Below are 23,751 nucleotides of genomic sequence, written 5' to 3'. Positions count from 1 at the left end.
GTCGAGCGCCTGATCAACAAGCTGAAGGCCTGGCGAGGCATCGCGACCCGGTATGACAAGAGCCCGGAAAGCTACCTCGCCGGCCTTCACCTCCGCGGCGCAATGATCTGGATCAAGGACCTCACCCGAACCCATTGATCACGACCGAATACGCGGCCTAGTACCGGGCTACTGGTACGGGTTGTCGTCGCCGCACCCGGGCAGCGAGTCGGCGCCGAACGACTCGGCGTCGTCGATGAACGACAGCTCCTCGTCCTCCTCGGTGCGGGTGGCGGTCAACTCGACCATGACAGCGGTCATGCTGCACTCTCCTTCTGTCCGTGTTGGCAGTAATTCCTGAGTGGTGCCTTCGCCTCCTGGTAGCGCTTGGCCAGCGGCCGGCAAACCGAGCAGTTCGCCGAGAGCTGGCAGCCGGAGCAGCCACCGGTGCGAAGCATGAGGCCATCGGCGATCACGCCGAGGCGAGCGAGCCCTTGGGCTCCTTCGGATGTCAGGTCGACCTGTTCGTCGCGGGCGACCTTGCAGATCGAGGCCCGGCCGTGCGGGTCCACATGCAGGAAGGTGTGGCCCGCGTTGCAGCCCTCGAACCTGCCGAGCGGCTTGAGGTGCGCCGGGGACTGGGACCTGAGCGTTTCGCCCCCGCCGTAGATCGTCGGCGACATGTGGGTGTACTCGATGTAGGGCAACCCGAGGTCGTCCGCCAAGCCGCGCATGCGGTCCTGCTCGTGAGCGGTCTGTGCGGTGATGATCAGCGACAAGCGCAGCGGTACCCCGGCGGCAACCGCAGCAGCCAGACCTGCGGTGGCCCGCTTGAACGCCCCCCGGGTGTGCGTGAAGCCGTCGTACGTCTCTTCCGTGGCGCCGTACAAGGAGACATCGACCCGGTACGGCTTGACGGAGGCCAGCACATCCAGCACCTCGGGTCGTGCGAGTCGCGAGCCGTTCGTCTTTACCTCGATCATCATCCCGAGGTCGTGGGCAAGCCGAGCGGCACCGGCGAAGTGGGGGTCGATCAACGGCTCGCCCCCGGTCATCTGAAGCCAGAGGACACCCGCGTCCCGCAAGGTCCGCAGCATGCTGTGCTTCCCTGCTTCGTCCAGGCCGGCGAACGGCCGCTCGCCCAGGAAGCAGTGGTCACAGTTGAAGTTGCACCCGAGGTTGAGTTCCCAGCTGCCCCGGCTGTGCCCGAAGAGGGAGGGCCGCCTGATCAGGACAGCCTCATCGGCCCGCCGCACCGGCAGGCTGGCCCCCCATCGGGCCTTGGCCGCTTCCAGGAGCCACGGTGGGCAGGCCTCACCACGGGCACTGGCGAGTTCCAGTTCACGGAACCGTCGCTCAGGCAGCTTGATCGCCTCCAGGCGGCCCGGCCGCAGGACAACGTGGGAGCCCAGGAACGGGGCCGCGATCAGGTCGTGCGCCATGTCATGCCTCCTTCTCAGTGCGCGGTGGAACTGTTCGAGCCGCCAGGCGCAGGGGTGGCAAGCGAACAGTTTGATCGTGAACCCGTCGACGGTGAGGTCCCCGAGACAGGCAACGAGTTTGTAGGTCTCGCACTTGAAGCAGCGCCCGAGGGCCCACTCCGGGAACCGGAGGTAGAACTGCACGGGCGGGTTCTGCGACCCCGGCGGCTGGTCGAGGCTCACGCCCCGGTGGGGGGCGCCGGCGGTTCGGCGACGTCCTCCTCCGGGGGCGGCGACGGGTGCTGCACGAACTCCAGCTGGTCCACACCTTCGACGGGCTCGATGTTCCACGGCATGGTGGAGAACTCGATGCCGCCGCCCGACGGGCGGAGGTAGGCCTCCCTGTTGTGGGTGCCGGTGAGGACGCCCGTCTTGCCGGTGGCGATGTCCTTGACCGTCTCGCCGACCTCGGGGACGTAGATGCGCGTGTTGGGGGGCTTCCTCGTGCTCACGCCGTCGGCTCCTTTCCGTAGTTGGGCCGTTACCAGGATCGGCACTCGGCGCTAGCATCGGAAGAGCCGTCATGTTTCCAGCAGGGACGGCACATAGCGGGAAACACGGGAGGCAGCGTTGGGATGGCAGGAACGGGAGCTCCACCCGGAGAAGTCGCCCCGCCACTTCTATGGCTCGGAGATCCGCCGCCTCCGTAAGGCCAACGGCAACATGTCGCTTGGGCGACTCGCCCAGATCCTCAACTTCTCGAAGGGGCACCTCAGCCGGATCGAGAACGGCGAGTCGAAGCCACCCGAGGGCCTGTCCGAGCGCTTGGACGCCGCCTTCAACACAGATGGCTCGTTCCAGCGGTACTACGTGCTCGCGAAGAAGGAACCGTTCCCCGACAAGTACTCGACCTACCTCAAGTTGGCCAGCACTGCCATCGGGCACGAGTCGTACACGCTGACCGTGCCAGGCCTGCTCCAATCGCAAGCCTTCGCCAGCGCGGTGCTCCACGCTGGCGAGCCGTTCGCCACCCCGGGCGAGATCGAGGACTGGCTGACGACCCGAATGGCACGTCAGACCCGCGTCTACCAAGAACCGCCCGCGTGCCGGTACTGGTTCATCTTGGATGAGTGGGCACTTCGTCGGCCGGTTGGCGGGGCTGCTGTCATGGCCGAGCAGCTGTCCCTGATCCTCGCCGCGTGCCAGCTCCGGCATGTCACGATCCAGGTGCTTCCCCTTGGCTCTGGTGCGCACTCGGAACTGGGCGGTTCCTCCCTGATCTTGTTGACCACGGCCGACCACGCAGTGATCGCCTATGAGGAGGGCAGCCGATCGGGCCGCTTGTTCGATGACACGCAAGACGTGGCGCATCGGCAAGGGCTCTACGATCTGCTGAGGGCTCAGTCCCTATCTCCACAGGACTCTGAGACCGTGATCAGATCGGCATGGGAAGGATTCACCGATGCACTCCGAGGAACAGCCTGCCCGGTGGCGGAAGAGCAGCTATAGCAACGGTCAGGGCGGGGACTGCATCGAAGTGGATGACAACCGTCCCGGCACGGTGCGTGACTCCAAGGACCCTGACGGCCCCCGGCTGCGATTCACCCCCGACGCCTGGGCGGCGTTCATCCACGCTGCCGTGGACGGCGAGTTCGGCGACGTTTGAGCCGTTCCTCAACACGCGAAGAACCCCCGACCGGAGAGGTCGGGGGTTCTGTTGCTTGCGCGCTGATCGGCGTCACCCGACCTTCGGCCGTCTCAAAGACGCGCCGTCGGAGTGCATGGTTACCCCGTGTTGTGAGGTCGCAGACCGCCGCCAACCAGCAGGTCAGCCCCGGTCTGCTGCCCGTCTGACGGCCTTGGAACCCGTACAGCCTCCGAGTGGCTATACGCTAGCGGGGGGCGAAACGGACATAAGGGGGTCTACCCCCGGGGTCGGACAGGGCCGGGCGCGACGACCGAGCATGACTATGCGGGCCGCCGAGTCCCGCCCTGCGGGTCCAGCCGCCGAGCACGCGGCACGGCCACGGGGCGGGGCCCGGTCGGGCGCCACCCGGAAACGGTCGCGCACCGGGCTCCCCGGGCTCGTGAACGGGTGCTAGATGTGCGACTTCCGCACTGAGTGCCATGCCGCTCCGGCCAGAGCCCGCGTCGACCGGAACACCGAGAGCTGTTCGTGCCGGCGGTAGAGGTTCCAGTTGTACGGGACGAGCGACAGCTTGTTCGACGAGAGCGACCCGGCCCGCTGCGCCCGGTACACCGCCAGGGGTTCCCGCAGCGCCCGCGAGGGAGTCCCATCCCGCATGATCGACAACCAGAGCGCGTAGTCCTGCCTCTTCGGCATGTCCGGCATCAGCCTCGTCCCGACCACCCTGCGGTCGTACATGGCGGTCAGGGCGCCGATGTGGTCCTGGACCAGCATCGCGCTGTAGTCCACGCGCTCCGGCGCCCACACCACACGCCCGTTCGGGACGAAGTCGGCGGCCTCGCCCGAGTGCAGGGCGTCCATCTTGTAGTAGGAGGTGAACGTGAGGGGCGTCCCGGCCGTCGCGGCGAAGGCGAGCTGCTTCTCCAGTTTCGTCGGGAGCCACATGTCATCGCTGTCGAGGAAGGCGATGTAGTCACCCCGGGCCCGCGCGATGGCCAGGTTGCGGGCCCGGGCCGCGCCCCCCTGCCGGGCCGCTGACTCCGGCAGGACCCGCTCGTCCTGCCGAGCCAGCTCTCTCAGCAGATCCATCGAACCGTCCGAGGACGCGTCGTCCGTGATCAGCAGTTCGAGATCGGTGTGGGTCTGCGCCAGCACCGACCGAACTGCGGGCCCGAGCGTGGCCACCGAATTGTGCACAGGCATCACCACGGAAACCAGGGCCACAGCGGTGCTCCTTACCCGGATCGGAGTCGTCATGGATGTTGTTGTCGCCGGCCAAGGCTACGTGGGACTGCCGCTCGCCGTGCGCGCCGCCGAGGTGGGCCATCGCGTCGTCGGCCACGACGTGAACCCACACCGCATCAAGCAGCTCACCGCCGGCGATTCCTACGTGGAGGACGTGGCCTCCTCGCGGCTCCGCGCGGTGCTGGACACCGGGGCCCAACTCCGCGACCGCCGACGCCGCCGCGCTGGCCGGCTTCGACATCGCGGGGTCGTTCTCGTACACCGGCGGCCGGTGAGCTCGCTCATCAGCCCGGTGTTGCCCGTGTCCGCCGACGGTCCCGGCCCGGCCGCGAAGGCCAGGCCGACCCGGGAATCTCCACGTGCAGCGCGTCCGGTCCAGCTTGACGGTCGGCCGAAGCTCAGGTGTCGGCGGTCGAGCGACCTTTCAGTGGAATGGGTGGGTAACCATCTCCCTCCCACCCGCCCAAGTAGCGCCACAGCCAGCGGATATGACTAATGGTCACCAGGTCGCCACCATGCGCATGCGCCGTGTAGCGTGCGCACAAACGAATCAACCCCCGCCGGTGCTTGCGACACCAGACGGGGGTTTGACCAGCACGATCGAATCGAGCTCGATCTAGTGGCTACCCACGACCTTACCGCCGCCACCCCCTCCGACGCGCCCAGCATGGCCGCGTCGGGCTACGGAAAGAAGTCCGCGCCGGGCCAACGCCCGCGCCGCGCCGACGACTTCGCACACCTGCCCGGCCGCGAGGCGTACCTGGCAAGCCTGATCGACCGCCTCCCCGAGGGCGCCGCGATGGACACCAAGACCCTCGCCCGCGATCAGCCCCACTACGGGCAGCAGGCCGTCCGCACCGCCCTCAACAACCTCTCCACCGCCGGGCATCTGCGCCGCATCCGCGAACGGGTCGGCGCCGACCGCACCCAGTGGGTGTTCCGCACCTACTTCTCCCGCACGGCCCGGGACGACGCCTGGTGGGCGCACTTCCTGGCCACCGGCGACCCCGCCGAGGTTCACCCGGACGAGCGCCCCGGCCCGCGCGCACCACGTCTCCCCCCGCAGCGACCCCCGCACCGACCCCCGCGCTCGCCCGCCTACGACGCCCTGGCCGCCCTCGGCCTGGCGGACGCCCGGCTCGCGCTGTCCGCCACCGAGTGCGCGGACCTCGAACCGCTCGCCGCCCAGTGGCTGGCGCGCGGGACGACGCCCGACCTCTTCGCGGCCACCCTCACCGCGGGCCTGCCGCCCTCCGTGCACAGCCCGGCCGCGCTCACCCGCCGCCGCCTGCTCGACAAGATGCCGCCCGAACGCCCCTGGGCACCCGCGCCGCCCCCGTCCACCTGGATCATCGATTGCACCGACTGCCGCACGCCGAGCCGCCCGCAGGCCCTCCTCGGCGGCCTCTGCCGGGCCTGCCGCACCGGCGCGGCCACCTCGCCGCCACCCCCGGCCCGACTCTCCCCCGCCGCCGTCCACACCCACGCCACCCACGTGCGCAACGCCGTCCTCGCACGCAGAGCCGCCCATCAGACCGGCCGGGACTCCTCACCCCGAACCCGCCAGGCCACCCCCAACACACCCGCACCACAAGCACGGTGACCGCAGCCCCGGCGCCTTCCCCCAGAAGCGCCCTTTCGATCAGCTGCCAGGTGCGGTGGCGCTCATGCCGTGGGCGGCATGAGGACGTTGTCGTACTTCGGGTTCGGTTCCTCCAGCACCGCCTCGGCCGGCACGGGCGCACCGATCTCTCCGGGGCATCCCTGCGGCGGGTAGCCGGGTACGTTGCGGACCTTGTAGTAATCACAGACCAACCGGTACTCGCCCGGCCCCCAGGACCCGCCACCGTGCGCCAGCATCCCCCTGTCCCCGCAGGCCGGACACCGGACCTGCGGGTGCACCAGCACCCTGGGCTCGGTGAAGACGTGTGGCAGGCGCCGGCTGACGATCGCCTGCCGTGGCAGGGTCAGGCCGAGGTACTCGCCCACGATCCGGTACACGTCGGACATCCCCACGCCGGACGCGTCGCCCCTGTGGACACGGTCGGGGGCCTCGACGAATCCGCCCCCGGCGACCAGGCGGCGGGTGAGCGGATGATCCATCTCCTTCGTCGTGTACTCCCAGAACATCCAAGGGGATTCCCCGTCCACGCCGACGTTGATGATCGGCGGGTCCATGGTGCTGTCCACGACCTTCACGACGGTGTGCTTCGACCAGAGGTCCCTGCCCGACGCGTATCGGTCGGCGCGGCCGCTGGTCTCGGGTGACTCGATCGCGAACGCCCAGCCGTTACCGGTATCACCCACCATCGCGTAGTCCGGCCCCCGCCACGGCGCGGGCGAGAGTTCCAGCATCTCCTGGGCGGTGTCCGCGTCCATGACGGAGCCCGGCCGCGCGCCCAGGAGGACGGCCAGTTCCTCATGGCTGACGCCCCTCACCATCGTGAGGGAGAAGCCCTCACTGCCCAGTTCGGCATCCATCCATTCGATTCCGTCGCTCATGGCCGAGAACCTAACGGACAGGTGCGACAGGGACCGGGATCTCCTTGACCGCCGAGCAGATACGGCAATGCCGGCGTCGCCGTGTGCACCGGGCACACCCCTAGACTTACCTGACGATCGCATCAGTCGGGGGGCATGGGCGGGGTGGGCGGTGGAGGAGCGAGGGTGGGCCTTCTACGAGGGCGCGGACGGCTCCGCGCCGGTGAACAAGGAGCTTGAGAAGGCCGGGCTCGCCCGGTACGAACTCACCAAGCTCGCCGTCCTGATGGACCGGGTCAAGGCCCGGCAGACCCTGCCGGGCGATGTGAAGAACGTCGGGCACGACCTGCTGGAGGTGCGGCTCACCGGCAACCGCCGCATCTTCCGCCTCCTCTACGCGGAGGAGACGGACGGGCTGGTCCTGCTCGCGCTGTCGTTCTTCCAGAAGACCTCCCGGAAGGCCCCGCCGAACGAGCTGGACACCGCCGAGCGGCGGCTCAAGGAGTGGCGCAACCGTCGCCCGAAGGAGTGAGCGTCCCGTTCTCGGTATCGGCTTTGGGCGATAATGTTGAAGCACTCGGAGGGGAGGGCGACCATGGCACCCACATTGCATGATCTTCTCGGCATCGATCCGGACGATCCCCGCACCGCAGCCGGCCTGGAGGACGCACAGGCCTACGCCGAGCTGGTGGAGACGCTGGTCGTGGCCCGGACCAAGCGCGGCCTCACCCAGCGCGAGGTGGCGCAGCGCATGGGGACGTCCCAGTCCACGGTCTCGGAGTTCGAACGCGTCGGCGGCGACGCCCGCTACTCGACCCTGCAGCGCTACGCCCGGGCCGTCGGCGCCCGGCTGCACAGCATGGTCGACCACACCGGTGCGGACCTCACGCCCGCCTGGAAGCCCGCGCCGGTCGAGGTGCACGTCCAGGTGGCCGTCCGCGGGCGCGGTCACCGGGCCAGGCCGGCGGCCTGGGGCGACGACAGCCAGCGGCCGGTGACGGTCTGATGGCGGGCCTGTCCACCCGGCGGCAGGTGCGGCGCTTCCGGACGTTCGACGAGATCGCGGACGCCACCGAGCTGGAGGAAGTCACCTTCCTGGAGGTGTCGGGCCGCCGCCTGTTCGATCAGCAGGAGCCGCGCGACGAGGCCGACAACCGCACCACGTTCCTGGTGTGGCTGCGGCAGGGCGACGACGGCACCACCCTGGAGGTGCGCTGCCGTCTGGAGCTGGGCAGCGCCCAGGCGGACTTCGCCGTGGACGCGGTGGCCGCGTTCTCCGTCAGCGAGCCGTTCGAGCTGCCGGCCGACCTCCAGCAGCAGTTCGTCGACAAGGTCGGCGTGACGGTGCTCTACCCGTACCTGCGGGAGTCACTGCACAGCACCGCGGCCAAGCTGGGCGTGGACACGCCGATGCTCTCGCTGCGGAACCCGTGGCGCACGATCCAGTAGGCCATTGCCTCGACACTGTGAATAATCACAGGCGGTGGCGTTAACTCATGCAAATTCCAAAGGTGAACTAGGTTACAAGCCTTTCAATCGAAGCCATCTGGTTTGCCCGCATGCTGAGATCCATGCGATAGTCGGAGCAGTCCAACGGCGGACGACAGTGACCCCGCCCTGGGCGCGAACTACGGCTGGCCCGACCTGGCGCAGCCGTCGCCCATCGCGCGGCACGCACCCCCTTGGCCGGCGCGATGACTTGCAGGGGCCCCCACGCACCGAACCACGGTGACCTCGGGGGCCCCACATGTTTTCCCGGGCGGATCAGTGACGCTCGCGGACCTTCAGTTCGAACCAGACGCTCTTGCCACGCGGCATCAGGTCGGCGCCCCAGCGGTCGGCCAGGTCGTCGACGATTCTGAGGCCGCGCCCGCGCTCGTTGACCGGGCTCGTGTCGGCCAGGATCATGCAGGGCAGCGCTCGCGAGGAGTCCCGTACCTCCACCCGCAGCCAGCCCGGCTTCCGCGCCAGCTGGAGGCCGATCGTCCGGCCCGCCGCGTGCCGCACCGCGTTGGCCACCAGCTCGCTGGTCAGCAGCTCGCCGACCTCCAGCTGCTGGTGGAGCTCCCAGGTCTGCAGCACCGAGAGCACCAGCCGACGGGCCAGCGGACCGGACTCGGGCCTGGACGGGAGCCGCACCTCGCCCGGCCCCGACTCGTCGCTCAGCCGGTCGAAGTACATATGCTCCAGCTCCTTGGAGCTGAGCCTCTCCAGGGCCGCCAGCGCCTCCTGGAAGCACATCCACGATGCCTCGGTGACCAAGCTGGACACCTGAAGTGATGACTGATCTGTTTCGCCCCAACCCGCCATGCGGTCCATCATTGCGGAACGCAAGCGGCCGCGTACGGACAATGAGCAAACGATCACCGCCGCGTCGGCATATGCCGGATGCAACCCGGGCCGGGCCCGCGTCAAGCCCAGGTTGCCGCGAACCCGCTCCTACCAGGCACTCCAGGGCAGGTTCCAACCGCTCAGACCGTTGTCCGGAGCCACCTGGCCGCGCGAGGAATTCTGCACGGTCACGATGTCGCCGACGAGCGAGCCGTCGTAGAACTCGCCCGCCGAGGTCGAACTCCCGCCGCCCTTGACGTCCTTGAGGCCCACGCAGCCGTGGCTGACGTTGTCCTCGCCGAAGGCGTCGCTCCAGTAGTTGCCGTGGACGTACGTACCCGAATCGGTCAGCCGCATCGAGTGCGGCACCATCAGGTCGTACGGCGCACCGGTCATCCCGGGCAGGGTGCTGGACTGCATCCGCACCACGCCCTCCTTGGACATGACGACCATGGTGCCGTTCCAGGTGGGGTGCTCGGTCGAACCGGAGGTGATGTCCACGACGGAACTCCGGCCGTCGTGCACCACCGTCATCCGGTGGGTTCTGGCGTCAACCGTCGAAACCTGGGATCGCCCGATCGTGAAGGGCTCGTCCCGGTCCACACCGCCGTACACGCCCGGGGCGATCTCCACGCTCTTCAGCCGGTAGTGGACGGTGACCCTGGTCCCCGGCTTCCAGTACGCCTCGGGGCGGAAGTCCAGCCGGCGGTCGCCGAACCAGTGGCCCTTCGCCACGGTGCCGTCGCTGGTCGCGAAGGTGATGCCCTCGGCGACGGCCTCCTTGTTCTTGACGTCCTTGTCGAAGGCCACCGAGACGATCATCCCGACGCCGTAGGTGGCGTCGTTGTCGACGTTGTCGCGCGCCTTGGCCTCCCGCTCCGGCGTCAGCGTGGTGAAGGCGCTGTCCGCCGTGGCGACCACGCCGTCGGCGTCCGCCGCCATCGCGCTCACCTGGTAGCCGGTGCCGACCGTGAGGCCCGCGGCCGGGGTCCAGCTGCCGCCGTCGGCCGCGATGGAGCCGGGTATCTCCTGGCCGACCCGGTCGCTCACCTTGACGGTGGTGAGCCTGCCGCCCGCCACCGAGACCTTCAGCGCGCCGTTCGGCGCCACGTCCACCGCGCCGTTCCTCGGCTGGATGTCCAGCACCGCCCGCGACACCTTCGGCGTCGCGCCCGCACCCGCCGGGGCGGCGGCCGAGGCGGTCGGCGCGGCCCCCGCGGCCGCGCCGGCCCCCAGCTCGGCCCTGGCCGCGCCGCCGTCCCCACTGCTGCCGCTGCCCCCGCCGCCACAGGCGCTGGTCAGCACCATCACCCCGCCGAGCACCCCGGCGGCCACCACCGTGCGTATCGATCTCACTGTCGACTCCTCCCGTGAACCCGCGAACCCGCGGATCCTTGAACCGCGCTGGCCTCCGAACCACGCGGACCCCGACTGATAGATGCCCCGGCACCCGGGAAAGGTTTCGTCGTCCGGGCGGCGATCCGCCCGGAAACGGCGGCCGGCCCGGTCCCCGTAGCGGGGACCGGGCCGGTCGTCGTTCCAGGCCGTGGCTTTACCGGAGCCACCGCCGGGGCAGGGCCTACCAGTTGGCCCAGGTGAGGTTCCAGCCGCTGAGCCCGTTGTCGGGCGCGACCGTCTTCTCCTTGGAGTTCTTGATGGTGACCACGTCGCCGATCATCGAGTCGTTGAAGAACTTGCCCGCCACCGTGTTGTCACCACCGCCCTTGGTGTCCTGCATCGAGACGCAGCCGTGGCTGGCGTTGGTCTTGCCGAACGGGTTCGCCCAGTAGTTGCCGTGGACGAAGGTGCCGGAGGTGGTCAGCCGCATCGCGTGCGGCACGTCCTTGATGTCGTACTCGCCGCCGAGGCCGACGGTCTCCGAGTTCATCCGCGTGACCTTCTCCTTGGACATGACGACCATCGTGCCGTTCCACGACGGGTTCTTCTCGTCCCCGAGGGTCACCGGCACCGTGCTGCTCACGCCGTCCCGGACCACCGTCATCTGGTGGGTGGCGGAGTCCGCGGTGGAGACCTGCGAGCGGCCGATGGTGAACGGCTCGTCCTTGTCCACGTCACCGTAGACGCCCGGCGAGACCTCGACGTTCTTCAGCCGGTACTTGATGGTGACCTTGGTACCCGGCTTCCAGTACTCGGCCGGACGGAAGTCCACCCGGCGGGCGCCGAACCAGTGGCCCTTCACCTCGGTGCCGTCGCTGGTCGCGAAGGTGATGCCCTTGGCGACGGCCTCCTTGTTCTTGACGTCCTTGTTGAAGACCACCGAGACGATCATCCCGACGCCGTAGGTGGCGTTGTCGGTGATGTTGTCGTTGGTGGAGATCTTCTTGTCCGGCGTCAGCGTGGTGAACGAGGTGGTCGACGCGGCCACCAGGCCGTCGGCGTCCTTCGCCTGCGCGTTCACCTTGTACGCCATGCCGACGGCGAGCGCGGCGCTGGGCTTCCAGCCGGTGCCGTCCGCGGTGATCGCCCCCTCGACCGGCTTGCCCTCCTTGTCGGTCACCTCGACCGCGGTGAGCTTGCCGTTCGCCACCGCCACCTGAAGAGCGTTGGTCGGCGCCACGTCCTGGGCACCGTCCTTGGGCTCGACCGTCAGCACCGCGGCGGAGGTCTTCGGCTCGGCCGAGGTCTGCCCCGGCGCCGCCGTCCCACCCGCCGTCGCGGTGTCGTTGCTGCTCCCCTTGTCGCTGCCCTTGTCGTCCGAACAGGCCGCGGTGAGCAACAACACCCCACCCATCATCAGCGCCACCGCACCACGGCGCATTCGACGGCTGGTGATCCCTATCGCGGCATCGGCCGCCCTAACCGGCTTCACGGTCTCTCCCCTCCCGGTGTCCACTCCTGATGGACGCGCGACTACCCGGACGGGTTGCACCTGACCGGCGATCTTTCGCGCCGGTCTTCGGCGCGGCAAGCAGGATAGCCGGGCCATATGAGTGAATCCCGGGCGGAGGCCGGTGAATCACCGGGTTGCCTCTGAGTGAAGATCACCCCGGTGCCAGGGCGCTCCCGGCGAGCCACTGGTCCCAGGGCAGATTCCAGCCGTTGAGGCCGTTCTGCGGCGGGACGACCTCCCCGACGGAGGCCTTCACCTCGATCACGTCCCCGGGAATGGTGTGCTCGAACAGCCAGCCCGCCGGGGTCTCCCTGCTCCCCCCGCCCTTGGCGTCGGCCAGGCCGATGCAGCCGTGGCTGGTGTTGGCGGTGCCGAACACCCTCGGATCGGCCCAGTAGTTGCCGTGCACGAAGGTGCCGGAGGCGGTCAGCCGCATCGCGTGCGGCACGTCCTTGATGTCGTACTCGTCGCCCATCCCGACGCTCTGCGAGTTCATCCTGGTCACCTTGTACTTCTCCGACACCACCAGCGCGCCCCGGTAGGTGGAGTGGTCCGGGCTGCCGCCGGACACCTTCAGCGTCCGCACCACCGTGCCGCCCTGGCCCGCGCGGACGGTGAGGGTGTGCGCGTCCAGGTCCACCGTGCTCACCTGTGCCCGGCCGACGGTGAACACGATGTCCTTGGACTGGGTGCCGAACTCGCCCGGCGCGCCCTGGACGTCCTTCAGCCGCAGCGCCACCGAGACCTTCGTCCCGGCCTCCCAGTACCGCTGCGGACGGAAGTCCAGCCGCCGGTTGCCGAACCAGTGCGCGGCCACCGGCACCGCAGGCTCCGCCGTCACGGCCACCGCCCGCTCCACCGCCGCGCGGTCGGTGATCGGCCGGCTGAAGCTCAGCGAGACCGGCATGCCGACGCCGACCGTGCTGCCGTCCTCCGGGGTGAAGAAGGCCACGAAGGTGTGCGCCCGCGCCACCGTCGAGAACGCCGCGTGCCGGGCCGCCTGCCGGCCCCGCCCGTCCTCGGCCACCGCGTCCAGGGTGAAGGCGGTGGCCAGCGGCAGCGGCCCGTCCGGCAGCCAGGAGGCACCGTCCCCGGAGACCGTCCCGGGCAGCTCCGTGCCCTTGGCGTCGGCCAGCCGGACCGAGACCAGCCGCCCCTGCTCCGCCGTCACCCGGACCGGGCCCTCCGGCGGAACGTCCTGGGCGCCGTCGGCGGGCAGCACGGTGACCACCGCCCTGGAGACGGCCGCCGGCGGCGCATGGCCCGCGGCCACCGCGTCACCGCCGCCCGGTCCCCCGGCCGGGCCGCCCCCGCCGGTGCACCCGGTCAGCACCGCCAGGCAGCAGCCCAGCGCCGCCGCACGCCGTGCCCAAACCCGTACTCCCGGCCGCATTCCAGGGCCTCCCGCCACGTCCGTCCGATACCCCGCACAACGAGGACAATCCCGACAGGACACGCGGAGGCCGCGAAAACCCCACACCCGTGGCCGACGCCGAACGGCCATCCGCCGGTAGGCCACCGTTCAGCGGCTTCCGATCAGCAGGATCAGGGAACAAGGAAGTGAACGGGGTCCGGGACACCCCGCTCAGGGAGGGTACGGCCATGGCGTCAGGGCAGGAGCTGGAAGCCGCAGCACGGCCGCACGGCGGGCCCGCCGCCGAGCCACCGTGGCCGGGCAGCTGGCAACCGCTCGGCGCCCGCTTCCGCACCGACGCCCACGGCCGGCGGGGCACCAACTTCGCGCTCTGGGCGGCCGGCGCCGAGGCCGTCGAGCTCTGCCTCTTCGACGAGGACGGCCAGGAGAGCAGGCACCCGCTCACCGAGCAGAACTTCCAGACCTGGCACGGCTTCCTGCCCGGCGTCCGGCCCGGCACCCGCTACGGCTTCCGCGTCCACGGCCGGTGGGACCCGTGGACCGGCGCCCGGTGGAACCCGGCGAAACTGCTGCTCGACCCGTACGCCCGGGCCATCGACGGCTGTTACACCTCCCACGACTCCGTCTGCGGCGCCGTCCGCAACTGGCCCGAGGCCGACGTGGCGGACACCGTCCGGGACAACCGCGACTCGGCCCGGTACGTGCCCAGGTCCGTGGTCGTCCACGACGACGACGACTGGTACGACGACCACCGGCCCAAGACCCCGTGGGCCGAGACCGTGCTCTACGAACTGCACGTCCGCGGCTTCACCATGCGGCACCCCGGGGTGCCGCCCGAGCTGCGCGGCACCTACGCGGGCCTCGCCCACCCGGCCGCGATCGAGCACCTGACCGGCCTCGGCGTCACCGCCGTCGAGCTGCTGCCCGTCCACCAGCACGCCTCCGAGGACCACCTCCAGGCGCGCGGACTGGTCAACTACTGGGGCTACAACACCATCGGCTACTTCGCCCCGCACGCCGGCTACTCCGCCGCCGGCGGGCGCGGCGGCCAGGTCGGCGAGTTCAAGCGGATGGTGCGCGCGCTGCACGCCGCCGGGATCGAGGTGATCCTCGACGTGGTCTACAACCACACCGCCGAGGGCGCCGAACTCGGCCCCACCCTCTCGCTGCGCGGGATCGACAACTCCGGCTACTACCGCCTCCCGCCGCACCGCGCCCGCGGCTACGCCGACTACACCGGCTGCGGCAACACCCTGGACACCCGGCGGCCCCAGGTGGTCCGGCTGATCACCGACTCGCTGCGCTACTGGGTCACCGAGATGGGCGTGGACGGCTTCCGCTTCGACCTCGCCGCCGCACTCGCCCGGGGCGCCGACGGCGTGGACATGGACCACCCCTTCCTCGCCGCCGTCTCCCAGGACCCGGTCCTCAGCCGGGTCAAGCTGATCGCCGAACCCTGGGACGTCGGAGCGGGCGGCTACCAGGTCGGCAACTTCCCGCCGCTCTGGGCCGAGTGGAACGACAAGTACCGCGACACCGTCCGGGACTTCTGGCGCGGCGCCCGGCCGGACGTCCGCGAACTCGGCTACCGGCTCTCCGGCTCCTCCGACCTCTACCAGCGCGGCGGGCGGCGCCCGTACGCCTCGGTCAACTACATCACCGCCCACGACGGCTTCACCCTGCGCGACCTGGTCTCCTACGACCGCAAGCACAACGAGGCCAACGGCGAGGCCAACCGGGACGGCACCGACGACAACCGCTCCTGGAACCACGGCGCCGAGGGCGAGAGCACCGACCCCGCCGTCACCGCCCTGCGGCAGCGCCAGCTGCGCAATCTGATGGCCACCCTGCTGCTCTCCACCGGTGTCCCGATGATCACCGCCGGGGACGAGTTCGGCCGCACCCAGGGCGGCAACAACAACGCCTACTGCCAGGACAACGAGGTGAGCTGGCTGGACTGGTCGCTGCTGGACGACCCGGCCCCGCGCGAGCTGCGCGAGCTCACCGCCCGGCTCGTCCGGCTGCGCCGCGCCCACCCGGTGCTGCGCCGGCGGGCGTTCTTCTCCGGCCGGGCCCCCGCCCCCGGCGGCCGGCCCGACCTGGCCTGGTTCACCCCGCTGGGCAAGGAGATGACGGAGGCCGACTGGTTCGCCCCGACGGCCTGCCTCGGCATGCTGCTCTCCGGCGCCGCGACGGCCGAACGCGACCCGTCCGGCCGCCCGTTGCAGGACGACAGCTTCCTGCTGCTGCTCAACGCCGGCCCGGAGCCGCTGCCCTTCACCCTGCCCGGCGAGCCCTGGACCGCGCCGCAGACGGCGTACGAGACGGTGCTCGACACCACCGCGGACGCGCCCGCACCCACGTGCCGCCCGCAGGACACCGTGCTGCTGGGCGGGCACTCGCTCCAGCTGCTGCGCACGCCCGCGGCCGGCGACTGATCAGACCTTGTCGGCGACGATCATCAGGTAGTGGAAACTCCCCTCCTTGCAGGTAGTGCCCGTCGATCCGGCTGACCGCCCTGGGCCGCAGACCCATCACGTCGTCGGAACAGCCGGTGACGCAGACGTAGCGGCCGGCGCGAGCCGATCTCCTGCATCTGCGGTACGGACCTGGTCGTGGTGGCGAGATTCTTCGCCGCCTCGACACTGAGGCTCTGCTGGGTCCGGGCCCGGGGGCCCGCCGCTCCTGGAGCCCGCTCGGTCGTGACCGTCATCGTCCTTCCTTCGTCGGCATAGTGACTTTCCGTCAGAAGTTGTCATCGGGTGGCTGCGGAGTGCACACGAGAGGCGCACGAAGCATGGCGATATGCACCATTCGCCACACGCGCCCCTCAAGGCAGCACGCGCCCCGCCCGTCCGGGTGATTCCGTCCGCCGAGACCGCGCGGGGCCGGTCGGGGCCGGTCGGGGCCGGTCCGGGCCCGTCCGGGCCGGGCGGAACCGGGCGGAGCCGGGCAGGCACGCACCCGGATCCGTACGGGTCCGCACAGGTGGCCGGTTCTCGTCGATAGGTCCGAAACCCGGATGAGAAATGACCGGATATCTGCTTACCCTCACCGCGATGGCCGAGAACCTAAACACCCTGCTGCCCGAAGCACCACCACCGCCGGGCCAGCGGCAGGAGGGCCCACCTGGCCTCCAGCCCCAGCAGATCGCACCGACCACACCGACCACACCGACCACCGAGACCGCCGCGCCCGCCGCGCCCGCTCACCGGTCGACGACCCGCTCCCTGCTACGCCTCTGGCCCTACGCCCGGGCGGTCCGCTGGCGGCTGGCCGCCTCGATCACCGCCGCCCTGCTCGCCATGTTCAGCTTGCTTGGCGTCCCGCTGGTGCTCGGCCGGATCGTGGACGGCCCGATCGCCGACCACGACCTCGACGCGCTCTGGCCGCTGGTCGGCCTGCTGCTCGCGCTCGGCCTGGCCGAGGCCGCGCTGTTCTACACCCGCCGGGTGCTCCTGGCCCGCCCGCTGGCCGAGCTGGAGACGGCGATGCGCGGCGACCTCTTCGCCAGGCTCCAGCGGCTGCCGATCTCCTTCCACGACCGTTGGGGCTCCGGTCAGTTGCTCTCCCGGGCCACCTCCGACATGTACACCATGCGGCTGTTCCTGACCTTTCCGCTGGTCTTCCTCATCGTCAACTCGGTGATGTTCCTGGCCGGCACCGCGCTGATGTTCGCCCAGGACTGGCGGCTCGCGCTGATCGTGCTGCTGCCCGCGCTGCCGCTGATCGTGCTGACCCGGCGCTTCGAAGCCGGCTACTCCGGCGCCGCCCGCCTCGCCCAGGACCAGAGCGGCGACCTCGCCACCGTCGTCGAGGAGTCCATCCTCGGCATCCGCATCCTCAAGGCCTTCGGCCGCCACCGCTCGATGACCGAGCGCTTCCACGCGCAGGCCCACGACCTGCGCCGCACCGAGCTGAAGAAGGCCGGTCTGCTGGCCACCCTCTGGGCGGTCGTCGTCGGCCTGCCCGAGCTGGCCCTCGGCTGCGCGCTCGCCGCCGGCGCCTACCTGGTCGCCCACGACGAGCTGAGCGCCGGCGCCCTGGTCGCCTTCCTCTCCACCGCGCTCGCGCAGCGCTGGCCGGTCGAGTCGCTCGGCTGGCTGCTCGCCAGCGCCAACGAGGCCGCCACCGCCACCGACCGCTTCTTCGAGGTGCTGGACGAGCCCGAACCGGCCGACCGGCCCGACCGGCCCGAGCAGGCCGACGCCCCCGGCCGGGAGCCGGGCACCACCGGCGACGGCATCCGGCTCAGCGGCGTCCGCTTCCGCTACCCGGACGCCCCGCCCGACACCCCCGACCTGCTCCAGGGCATCGACCTGCACATCCGCAGCGGCGAGACGATGGCCCTGGTCGGCGCCACCGGCAGCGGCAAGACCACGCTCACCGCGCTGCTCCCCCGTCTGTACGAGGCCACCGCCGGCACCATCACCCTGGACGGCCGCGACATCCGCGAACTGTCCCGGGAGCGGCTGCGCGAACTGGTCTCGGTGGCCTTCGAGGAGCCCACCCTGTTCTCCGCCACCGTCCGGGAGAACGTCCTGATGGGCGCGCCCGGCGCCGACGACGGCCGGCTGGCCGCCGCACTGGCCACCGCCCAGGCCGGCTTCGTCGACAAACTGCCCGACGGAGTGGCGACGGAGGTCGGCGAACAGGGCCTCAGCCTCTCCGGCGGCCAGCGCCAGCGGCTCGCGCTCGCCCGCGCGGTGGTCGGCGACCCGGCCTTCCTGGTGCTGGACGACCCGCTCTCCGCGCTGGACGTGCACACCGAGGCACTGGTCGAACGGGCACTGCGCCAGGTGCTCGGCTCCACCACCGCCCTGGTGGTGGCCCACCGGCCGAGCACCGTCCTGCTCGCCGACCGGGTCGCCGTCCTCGCGGACGGCCGGATCGAGGCCGTCGGCACCCACCACGAGCTGCTGCGCTCCTCGGCGCGCTACCGCGAACTGATGTCGGGCGAGGCCGCCCTCGTACCGAAGGGGAGTCCCGCCCGATGACCACCACGATCGAGCCCACCGAACGGGCCCAGAAGAGCCGGCCGGCCGAGGACGAGCTGCCGCCCCCGGTCGACGAGGAGGACATCCCCGTCCCGCCGGGCGCGCCCCGGGCGCTGCTGCGCTCACTGCTCGGCCCGCACCGGGCCCGGGTCACCATCGCGATGGTGGTGATCCTGGTCCAGCAGGCCGCTCTGCAGTCCGGCCCGCTGCTGGTCGCCATCGCGATGGACCGGGGCGTCCCGGCCCTGCGCGAGCACGACGCCGGCCCGCTGGTCGCGGTGGTCACCGCCTATCTCTCCTGCGCCGTGCTGAGCACCGTGCTGCAGTGGGCGTTCATCAGGATCAGCGCCCGGGTCAACCAGGACATCCTGCTGGACCTGCGCGGCCGGATCTTCCGCCACGCCCAGCGGCTCAGCCTCGACTTCCACGAGCGCTACACCTCGGGCCGGATCATCTCCCGCGCCACCAGCGACGTGGACGCCCTGCGCGAGCTGCTCTCCGAGGGCCTCCAGGAACTGCTGACGGTCTCCCTCTCGGTCTTCTACATCTCGGTGCTGCTGCTGGTGATGGACTGGCAGCTCGGCCTGGTCTCGCTGCTCTCGTTCCTGCCGCTCTGTCTGATCGCCCGCTCGTTCCGGGTCCGCTCGCGCCGGGTCTACCGCCGCTCGCGCACCTCGGCCGCCTCGGTGATCGTGCGCTTCACCGAGACCATGAACGGCATCCGCCCGGTGCAGGCGTTCCGCCGCGAGCGGGCCAACGACGCCGCCTTCGCCGAGGTGAACCGGCAGTCGGCCACCGCCACCGCGGACGGCCTGCTGGAGATCGCCCGCTACGTCGGCCTCTCCCGCACCGTCGCCAACGTCTGGACCGCCGGCGTGGTCCTGCTCGGCGCCTTCCTGGTCACCGACGGCGCGGTGGAGCTGGGCGTGCTCACCGGCTTCGTCCTCTACCTGCACCGGCTCTACGAACCGATCGACCAGCTGGCGATGTTCCTGAACAACTACCAGTCGGCCGCCGCCGCCCTGGAGAAGATCTCCGGCCTGCTCGCCCACGAGCCGACCGTCGCCGAGCCGGCCCAGCCCGTCGAGCTGCCCGCCCTGACGGGCGCGCGAGGCACCCCGCGCCGAGCCGAAGGGCGCGCCGGCGCCGAAAGCGACGAGCGACAAGCGACCGACGGAGGAGGGAGTGCCGGAGCGAGGAACGTCGGCGCCGGATCCGAGCGCCCGGAGGCGAGCACGCGAGGCAGGGAAGTGCGCTTTGAGAAGACCCAGTTCGCCTACCGGACCGGCAAGGAGGTGCTGCCGCCGTTCGACCTGGTGCTGCCCGCCGGGCAGACGGTGGCCGTCGTCGGCGCGACCGGTGCGGGCAAGTCGACGCTGGCCAAGCTGCTGGCCCGGTTCTACGACCCGACCGACGGCCGGATCACCCTGGACGGCGTGGACCTGCGTGACCTCGCCACCGCGGAGCTGCGGCGCGGCGTGGTGATGCTGACCCAGGAGTCCTTCCTCTTCTCCGGCACCGTCGCCGAGAACATCGCGATCGGCCGCCCCGGCGCCACCCGCGAGGAGGTCGAGCAGGCCGCCCGGGACATCGGCGCCCACGAGTTCATCGCCGCGCTGCCGGACGGCTTCGACACCGATGTGCGCAAGCGCGGCGGGCGGATCTCGGCCGGGCAGCGCCAGCTGGTCGCCTTCGCCCGAGCTCTGCTGGCCGACCCTGCCGTGCTGATCCTGGACGAGGCCACCAGTTCCCTGGACGTCCCGGGCGAGCAGGCCGTCCAGCGGGCGATGCGCACCGTGCTGGCCGGGCGGACGGCCGTGATCATCGCCCACCGGCTCTCCACCGTGGAGATCGCCGACCGGGTGCTGGTGATGGACGAGGGCCGGATCGTGGAGGACGGCACCCCGCAGGAACTGATCGACGGCTCCGGCCGCTTCGCCGAACTGCACCAGGCCTGGCGGAACAGCCTGGTCTAGGAGGGTGGGGAGACCGTGTCGGTCTCCCCACCCCACCGTCAGGGCATCATCAGCGCAGCAGCCCCGCGTCCATCCCCGCGGACTCGGCCGGCAGCGTGACCAGGCCCAGCTCGGCCGGCGAGGCCAGGCCCGGATGGGCCGGCAGCACCCGGACGGTGTAACCGAACGGGCCGGTCCGGCAGAGCTCCAGCGAGCCCTCGTACCGGGTGCGGCCGTCCAGGTCCGGGCCGCCCACCGGCTTGAGCGCGAGCAGGCAGGCGTCCGAGATGCCGTCCGACTCGTCCACCCGCCCGGACACCACCTGCACCTCGACGTCGTCCGGCTCCAGCGTGCCCAGCGCGACCTGCACCCGCAGCGCCAGCGCACTGCCCAGTTCCTGCGCCTCGTCCCGGTTCTCCGCCTCGACGTGCTCGACCCGGACGGCCGGCCAGGCCTCGCGGATCCGGGCCTTCCAGCCGGCCAGCACGCGCGCCCCGGCGTACGGGCCCTCACCCGGACGGGCCGCCGCCAGCTCCCGCTGGGCCAGCGCCGCCGGGGCGTACAGCCGCTCGACGTACTCACGGACCATCCGCCCGGCCAGCACCTTGGGGCCGAGGGTGACCAGGGTGTGCCGGACCATGGCGATCCAGCGGTGCGGCAGCCCGTCCGCACCGCGGTCGTAGAACCGGGCGGCCACCTGGTTCTCGATCAGGTCGTACAGCGCGGCGGCCTCGATGTCGTCCCGCCGCTCGGCCTCGACGCTCTCCGGGTCGAGCACCCCTCCGGTGCCGTCGGCGGTGGGGATCGCCCAGCCGTTCTGGCCGTCGTACCACTCGTCCCACCAGCCGTCCAGGACGGAGAGGTTGAGGCAGCCGTTGAGCGCGGCCTTCATCCCGGAGGTGCCGCAGGCCTCCAGCGGGCGCAGCGGGTTGTTCAGCCAGACGTCGCACCCCGGGTAGAGGTGCTGGGCCATCGCCATGTCGTAGTCGGGCAGGAAGACGATCCGGTGCCGGACGACCGGATCGTCGGCGAAGGCGACCATCTGCTGGATCAGCCGCTTGCCGCCGTCGTCGGCCGGGTGGGCCTTGCCCGCGACCACGATCTGCACCGGCCGGGTGGGGTGCAGCAGCAGGGCGCGCAGCCGCTCCTGGTCGCGCAGCATCAGGGTGAGCCGCTTGTAGGAGGGCACCCGGCGGGCGAAGCCGATGGTGAGGACGTCCGGGTCGAGCACCGAGGAGACCCAGCCGAGCTCGGCCTCGCCCGCGCCGCGCTGGCGCCAGGAGGTGCGCAGCCGCTGGCGGGCCTCGTCGACCAGCTGGGCGCGCAGGTTGCGGCGCAGCTCCCAGACCTCGGTGTTGCCGATCCGCTCCAGGCCGGTCCAGCGCTTGGCGTCGCCGGTGGTCATGGCGGCCTCGGCGCGGTCGGCGCCGAGTTCGGCGGCGCCGAGCCGGACGACGGCCGGGTCGATCCAGGTGGCGGCGTGGACGCCGTTGGTGACGGAGGTGATCGGGACCTCGGTGACGTCGAAGCCGGGCCAGAGGCCGTTGAACATGGACCGGCTGACCTCGCCGTGCAGGGTGGAGACGCCGTTGGCGCGCTGGGCGAGCCGCAGGCCCATGGCCGCCATGTTGAACAGTTTCGGGTCCCCGCCGCGCCAGGTCTCGGCGCCGAGTGCGAGCACCTGCTCGGCCTGGACGCCGGGCAGGGCGGCGTCGCCGCCGAAGTGGCGGGCGACCAGCTCGCGGTCGAAGCGGTCGATGCCGGCCGGGACGGGGGTGTGGGTGGTGAACAGGGTGCCGGCCCGGACGGCCTCCAGGGCGGCGGCGAAATCAAGCCCGGGGCCGGCCGCGTCGTCGGCGATCAGTTCGCGGATCCGCTCGACGCCGAGGAAGCCGGCGTGGCCCTCGTTGGTGTGGAAGACCTCGGGCGCGGGGTGGCCGGTGAGCCGGCAGTAGCCGCGGACGGCGCGGACGCCGCCGATGCCGAGCAGCATCTCCTGGAGCAGCCGGTGCTCGCTGCCGCCGCCGTAGAGGCGGTCGGTGACGTCGCGTTCCGCCGGCGAGTTGGCCTCGATGTCGGAGTCGAGCAGCAGCAGCGGGACGCGCCCGACCTGGGCCTTCCAGACGTGCGCGGCCAGGGTGCGGCCGCCGGGCAGGGCGAGGTCGATCCGGCAGGGGGCGCCGTCACTCTCCCGGAGCAGGCTGACCGCGAGTTCGTCCGGGTCGAGCAGGGGGTAGCGCTCCTGCTGCCAGCCGTCCCGGTTGAGGGACTGGCGGAAGTAGCCGTGCCGGTAGAACAGGCCCACGCCGATGATCGGCACACCCAGGTCGCTGGCGGCCTTGAGGTGGTCGCCGGCCAGGATGCCGAGACCGCCGGAGTACTGGGGCAGCGCGGCGGCGATGCCGTACTCGGGCGAGAAGTAGGCGATGGCGGCGGGCAGCGAGGTGCGGACCGCCTGCTGGTCGTCCCCGGGCGGGGAGCTCTGGTACCAGCGCGGGCCGGTCAGGTAGTCGCGCAGGTCCTCGGTGAGGTCGCCGAGCCTGCGCAGGAAGCGCCGGTCGGTGGCGAGTGCGGCGAGCCGGGCGGCCGGGACCTCCCCGAGCAGGCGCACCGGGTCCTCACCGGACGCGGCCCAGACCTCCGGGTCCACGGACCGGAAGAGGTCCCTGGTCTCGGGGTGCCAGGACCAGCGCAGGTTGAGGGCCAGCTCGTGCAACGGCTGGAGTTGTTCGGGCAGGACGGTGCGGACGGTGAATCTGCGGATTGCCTTCACGGCGTGAAGCGTAGCCCCGGCAATCGTCATGAGGGTGCGTCAAGTGGGCTATTGGGACTCCGTTCGGCCTATTGATGAGATCGCATTCGGCGCATTGGACTGCACAGGGGGCGCGCGAGGCGCACTTTCCGAGGGAACGCGCTACCAATGCGTGAACGCTGCGGAACAGATCCATTTCCACCGGAGGATCCGCCCCGGACGACGCCCGAAACTACTGTCGTACCGCTGCGAAAACCCTGCCCCCGGTGCGACGATGAACGAAGGTCGTTGATGCTGCGGGGAGTACGGCGAAGGGTGGCGCCCTTCTCGAAGCAGCACGTCCGAATCCTTTTCGCGTTGATCGATCCTCATCCTCCTTAGCCCATTCGGCGCTCGCCGCGCACCGACGCGTGTCCTCCGACTCGGCCTGCTCGTTCACGGGTGGGTCGGGAACCCCCCGGGGTGTCCCCGCAGAGGCGTGCGCCGGGACGCACACGGGTTCCGGGACCTCCCGCCACAGCCTCGGCGGGAGACGGGCAGGTTGCCGGGGACGACGGCGCGGGCAGGCTTCCGGTCGCACGTCCTCCCCACCCAGCAGTCCTCCCGGTACTCCCCTGGCCCGCGCGGCCCGCGGGAGCTGCCGCCGATCTCGGGCAGGAGTTTGGCATGCACGGCGACACGCGGGACCAGTCCACACCGGTGGCCGACACACTCGA

20 protein-coding genes and 2 pseudogenes are annotated in these 23,751 nt (G+C 71.0%); 11 read left to right on the top strand and 11 right to left on the bottom strand.

Translation table 11 applies throughout. The features are described from left to right. Positions 1-138: pseudogene (locus AB0P06_RS04045) on the top strand (IS5/IS1182 family transposase); the annotation flags it as partial. A 30-nt stretch (positions 139-168) separates the two neighbouring features. Here the strand turns inward: AB0P06_RS04045 and AB0P06_RS04040 are convergent. The 3 genes from AB0P06_RS04040 to AB0P06_RS04030 are packed head-to-tail and all read right to left on the bottom strand — an operon-like array spanning position 169 to position 1,912. Then, complete coding sequence (locus tag AB0P06_RS04040; RefSeq protein ID WP_363604896.1) at positions 169-300, bottom strand: hypothetical protein; 132 nt, start codon at positions 298-300, stop codon at positions 169-171. Further along, the gene (locus tag AB0P06_RS04035; RefSeq protein WP_363604895.1) at positions 297-1,604 is read right to left on the bottom strand and encodes a radical SAM protein; all 1,308 of its coding nucleotides are present in this window, start codon (positions 1,602-1,604) and stop codon (positions 297-299) included. The genes AB0P06_RS04040 and AB0P06_RS04035 overlap by 4 nt, the downstream gene beginning before the upstream one ends. Before the next feature lie 35 nt (positions 1,605-1,639). Beyond that, on the bottom strand, positions 1,640-1,912 hold the full coding sequence (locus AB0P06_RS04030; protein ID WP_363604893.1) for a hypothetical protein: 273 nt from the start codon (positions 1,910-1,912) through the stop codon (positions 1,640-1,642). 118 nt (positions 1,913-2,030) lie between these two features. Here AB0P06_RS04030 and AB0P06_RS04025 point away from each other — a divergent pair, with 118 nt between their 5' ends. Together AB0P06_RS04025 and AB0P06_RS04020 are read left to right on the top strand one after the other, a co-directional pair. Beyond that, positions 2,031-2,909 (top strand): helix-turn-helix transcriptional regulator, encoded by an 879-nt coding sequence (locus AB0P06_RS04025; protein WP_363604892.1) that lies wholly within the window; start codon positions 2,031-2,033, stop codon positions 2,907-2,909. After that, the gene (locus tag AB0P06_RS04020) at positions 2,863-3,066 is read left to right on the top strand and encodes a DUF397 domain-containing protein (RefSeq protein WP_363604891.1); all 204 of its coding nucleotides are present in this window, start codon (positions 2,863-2,865) and stop codon (positions 3,064-3,066) included. The genes AB0P06_RS04025 and AB0P06_RS04020 overlap by 47 nt, the downstream gene beginning before the upstream one ends. Before the next feature lie 432 nt (positions 3,067-3,498). Here AB0P06_RS04020 and AB0P06_RS04015 read toward each other — a convergent pair whose 3' ends face one another. Further along, positions 3,499-4,272, bottom strand: coding sequence for a glycosyltransferase family 2 protein (locus AB0P06_RS04015; protein ID WP_363604890.1), 774 nt, complete (start codon positions 4,270-4,272; stop codon positions 3,499-3,501). Positions 4,273-4,303: 31 nt separating this feature from the next. Between AB0P06_RS04015 and AB0P06_RS04010 the strand changes: the two genes are divergently transcribed. Together AB0P06_RS04010 and AB0P06_RS04005 are read left to right on the top strand one after the other, a co-directional pair. Continuing rightward, positions 4,304-4,789, top strand: a complete 486-nt coding sequence (locus tag AB0P06_RS04010) for a hypothetical protein (protein ID WP_363604889.1) — start codon at positions 4,304-4,306, stop codon at positions 4,787-4,789. Between the two features lie 123 nt (positions 4,790-4,912). Further along, complete coding sequence (locus AB0P06_RS04005; RefSeq protein ID WP_363604888.1) at positions 4,913-5,896, top strand: hypothetical protein; 984 nt, start codon at positions 4,913-4,915, stop codon at positions 5,894-5,896. 62 nt (positions 5,897-5,958) lie between these two features. Here AB0P06_RS04005 and AB0P06_RS04000 read toward each other — a convergent pair whose 3' ends face one another. Continuing rightward, positions 5,959-6,795 carry a hypothetical protein gene (locus AB0P06_RS04000; protein ID WP_363604887.1) on the bottom strand — a complete coding sequence of 279 codons (837 nt, stop codon included), beginning with the start codon at positions 6,793-6,795 and terminating at the stop codon, positions 5,959-5,961. 151 nt (positions 6,796-6,946) lie between these two features. Between AB0P06_RS04000 and AB0P06_RS03995 the strand changes: the two genes are divergently transcribed. The 3 genes from AB0P06_RS03995 (at position 6,947) to AB0P06_RS03985 (ending at position 8,223) form a co-directional block, all read left to right on the top strand. Beyond that, positions 6,947-7,306: a type II toxin-antitoxin system RelE/ParE family toxin gene (locus AB0P06_RS03995; RefSeq protein ID WP_363604885.1), complete on the top strand. Its 360-nt coding sequence runs from the start codon at positions 6,947-6,949 to the stop codon at positions 7,304-7,306. Positions 7,307-7,369: 63 nt separating this feature from the next. Next, positions 7,370-7,780: a helix-turn-helix transcriptional regulator gene (locus tag AB0P06_RS03990; RefSeq protein ID WP_363604884.1), complete on the top strand. Its 411-nt coding sequence runs from the start codon at positions 7,370-7,372 to the stop codon at positions 7,778-7,780. Beyond that, on the top strand, positions 7,780-8,223 hold the full coding sequence (locus AB0P06_RS03985; protein ID WP_363604883.1) for a hypothetical protein: 444 nt from the start codon (positions 7,780-7,782) through the stop codon (positions 8,221-8,223). The genes AB0P06_RS03990 and AB0P06_RS03985 overlap by 1 nt, the downstream gene beginning before the upstream one ends. Positions 8,224-8,538: 315 nt before the next feature. On the opposite strand, the gene AB0P06_RS03980 is transcribed toward AB0P06_RS03985, so the two are convergent. From AB0P06_RS03980 to AB0P06_RS03965, 4 genes are all read right to left on the bottom strand, one after another. Further along, positions 8,539-9,045, bottom strand: a complete 507-nt coding sequence (locus AB0P06_RS03980; protein ID WP_363604881.1) for an ATP-binding protein — start codon at positions 9,043-9,045, stop codon at positions 8,539-8,541. Between the two features lie 168 nt (positions 9,046-9,213). Beyond that, entirely contained in the window at positions 9,214-10,461 is a 1,248-nt protein-coding gene (locus tag AB0P06_RS03975) for an Ig-like domain-containing protein (RefSeq protein ID WP_363604879.1), read from the bottom strand. Between the two features lie 223 nt (positions 10,462-10,684). After that, positions 10,685-11,857 (bottom strand): Ig-like domain-containing protein, encoded by a 1,173-nt coding sequence (locus tag AB0P06_RS03970; protein WP_363604913.1) that lies wholly within the window; start codon positions 11,855-11,857, stop codon positions 10,685-10,687. A 250-nt stretch (positions 11,858-12,107) separates the two neighbouring features. Continuing rightward, positions 12,108-13,349 (bottom strand): Ig-like domain-containing protein, encoded by a 1,242-nt coding sequence (locus AB0P06_RS03965; protein WP_363604878.1) that lies wholly within the window; start codon positions 13,347-13,349, stop codon positions 12,108-12,110. Positions 13,350-13,558: 209 nt separating this feature from the next. Here AB0P06_RS03965 and glgX point away from each other — a divergent pair, with 209 nt between their 5' ends. Then, positions 13,559-15,769, top strand: a complete 2,211-nt coding sequence (gene glgX, locus AB0P06_RS03960; RefSeq protein WP_363604876.1) for a glycogen debranching protein GlgX — start codon at positions 13,559-13,561, stop codon at positions 15,767-15,769. A 125-nt stretch (positions 15,770-15,894) separates the two neighbouring features. Here glgX and AB0P06_RS03955 read toward each other — a convergent pair. Beyond that, positions 15,895-16,044 (bottom strand): annotated as a pseudogene (locus tag AB0P06_RS03955) (Crp/Fnr family transcriptional regulator); the annotation flags it as partial. Positions 16,045-16,390: 346 nt separating this feature from the next. Here AB0P06_RS03955 and AB0P06_RS03950 point away from each other — a divergent pair. Then, the gene (locus AB0P06_RS03950; RefSeq protein ID WP_363604875.1) at positions 16,391-18,328 is read left to right on the top strand and encodes an ABC transporter ATP-binding protein; all 1,938 of its coding nucleotides are present in this window, start codon (positions 16,391-16,393) and stop codon (positions 18,326-18,328) included. Then, positions 18,325-20,304, top strand: coding sequence for an ABC transporter ATP-binding protein (locus AB0P06_RS03945; protein WP_363604873.1), 1,980 nt, complete (start codon positions 18,325-18,327; stop codon positions 20,302-20,304). The genes AB0P06_RS03950 and AB0P06_RS03945 overlap by 4 nt, the downstream gene beginning before the upstream one ends. 49 nt (positions 20,305-20,353) lie before the next feature. On the opposite strand, the gene glgP is transcribed toward AB0P06_RS03945, so the two are convergent. Then, positions 20,354-23,056: an alpha-glucan family phosphorylase gene (gene glgP, locus AB0P06_RS03940; RefSeq protein WP_363604871.1), complete on the bottom strand. Its 2,703-nt coding sequence runs from the start codon at positions 23,054-23,056 to the stop codon at positions 20,354-20,356. Positions 23,057-23,751: the final 695 nt, after the last annotated feature.

Source organism: Kitasatospora sp. NPDC088351 (assembly GCF_040685575.1).
GTDB lineage: Bacteria > Actinomycetota > Actinomycetes > Streptomycetales > Streptomycetaceae > Kitasatospora.
This window is presented reverse-complemented; position numbering and strand designations above follow the sequence as displayed.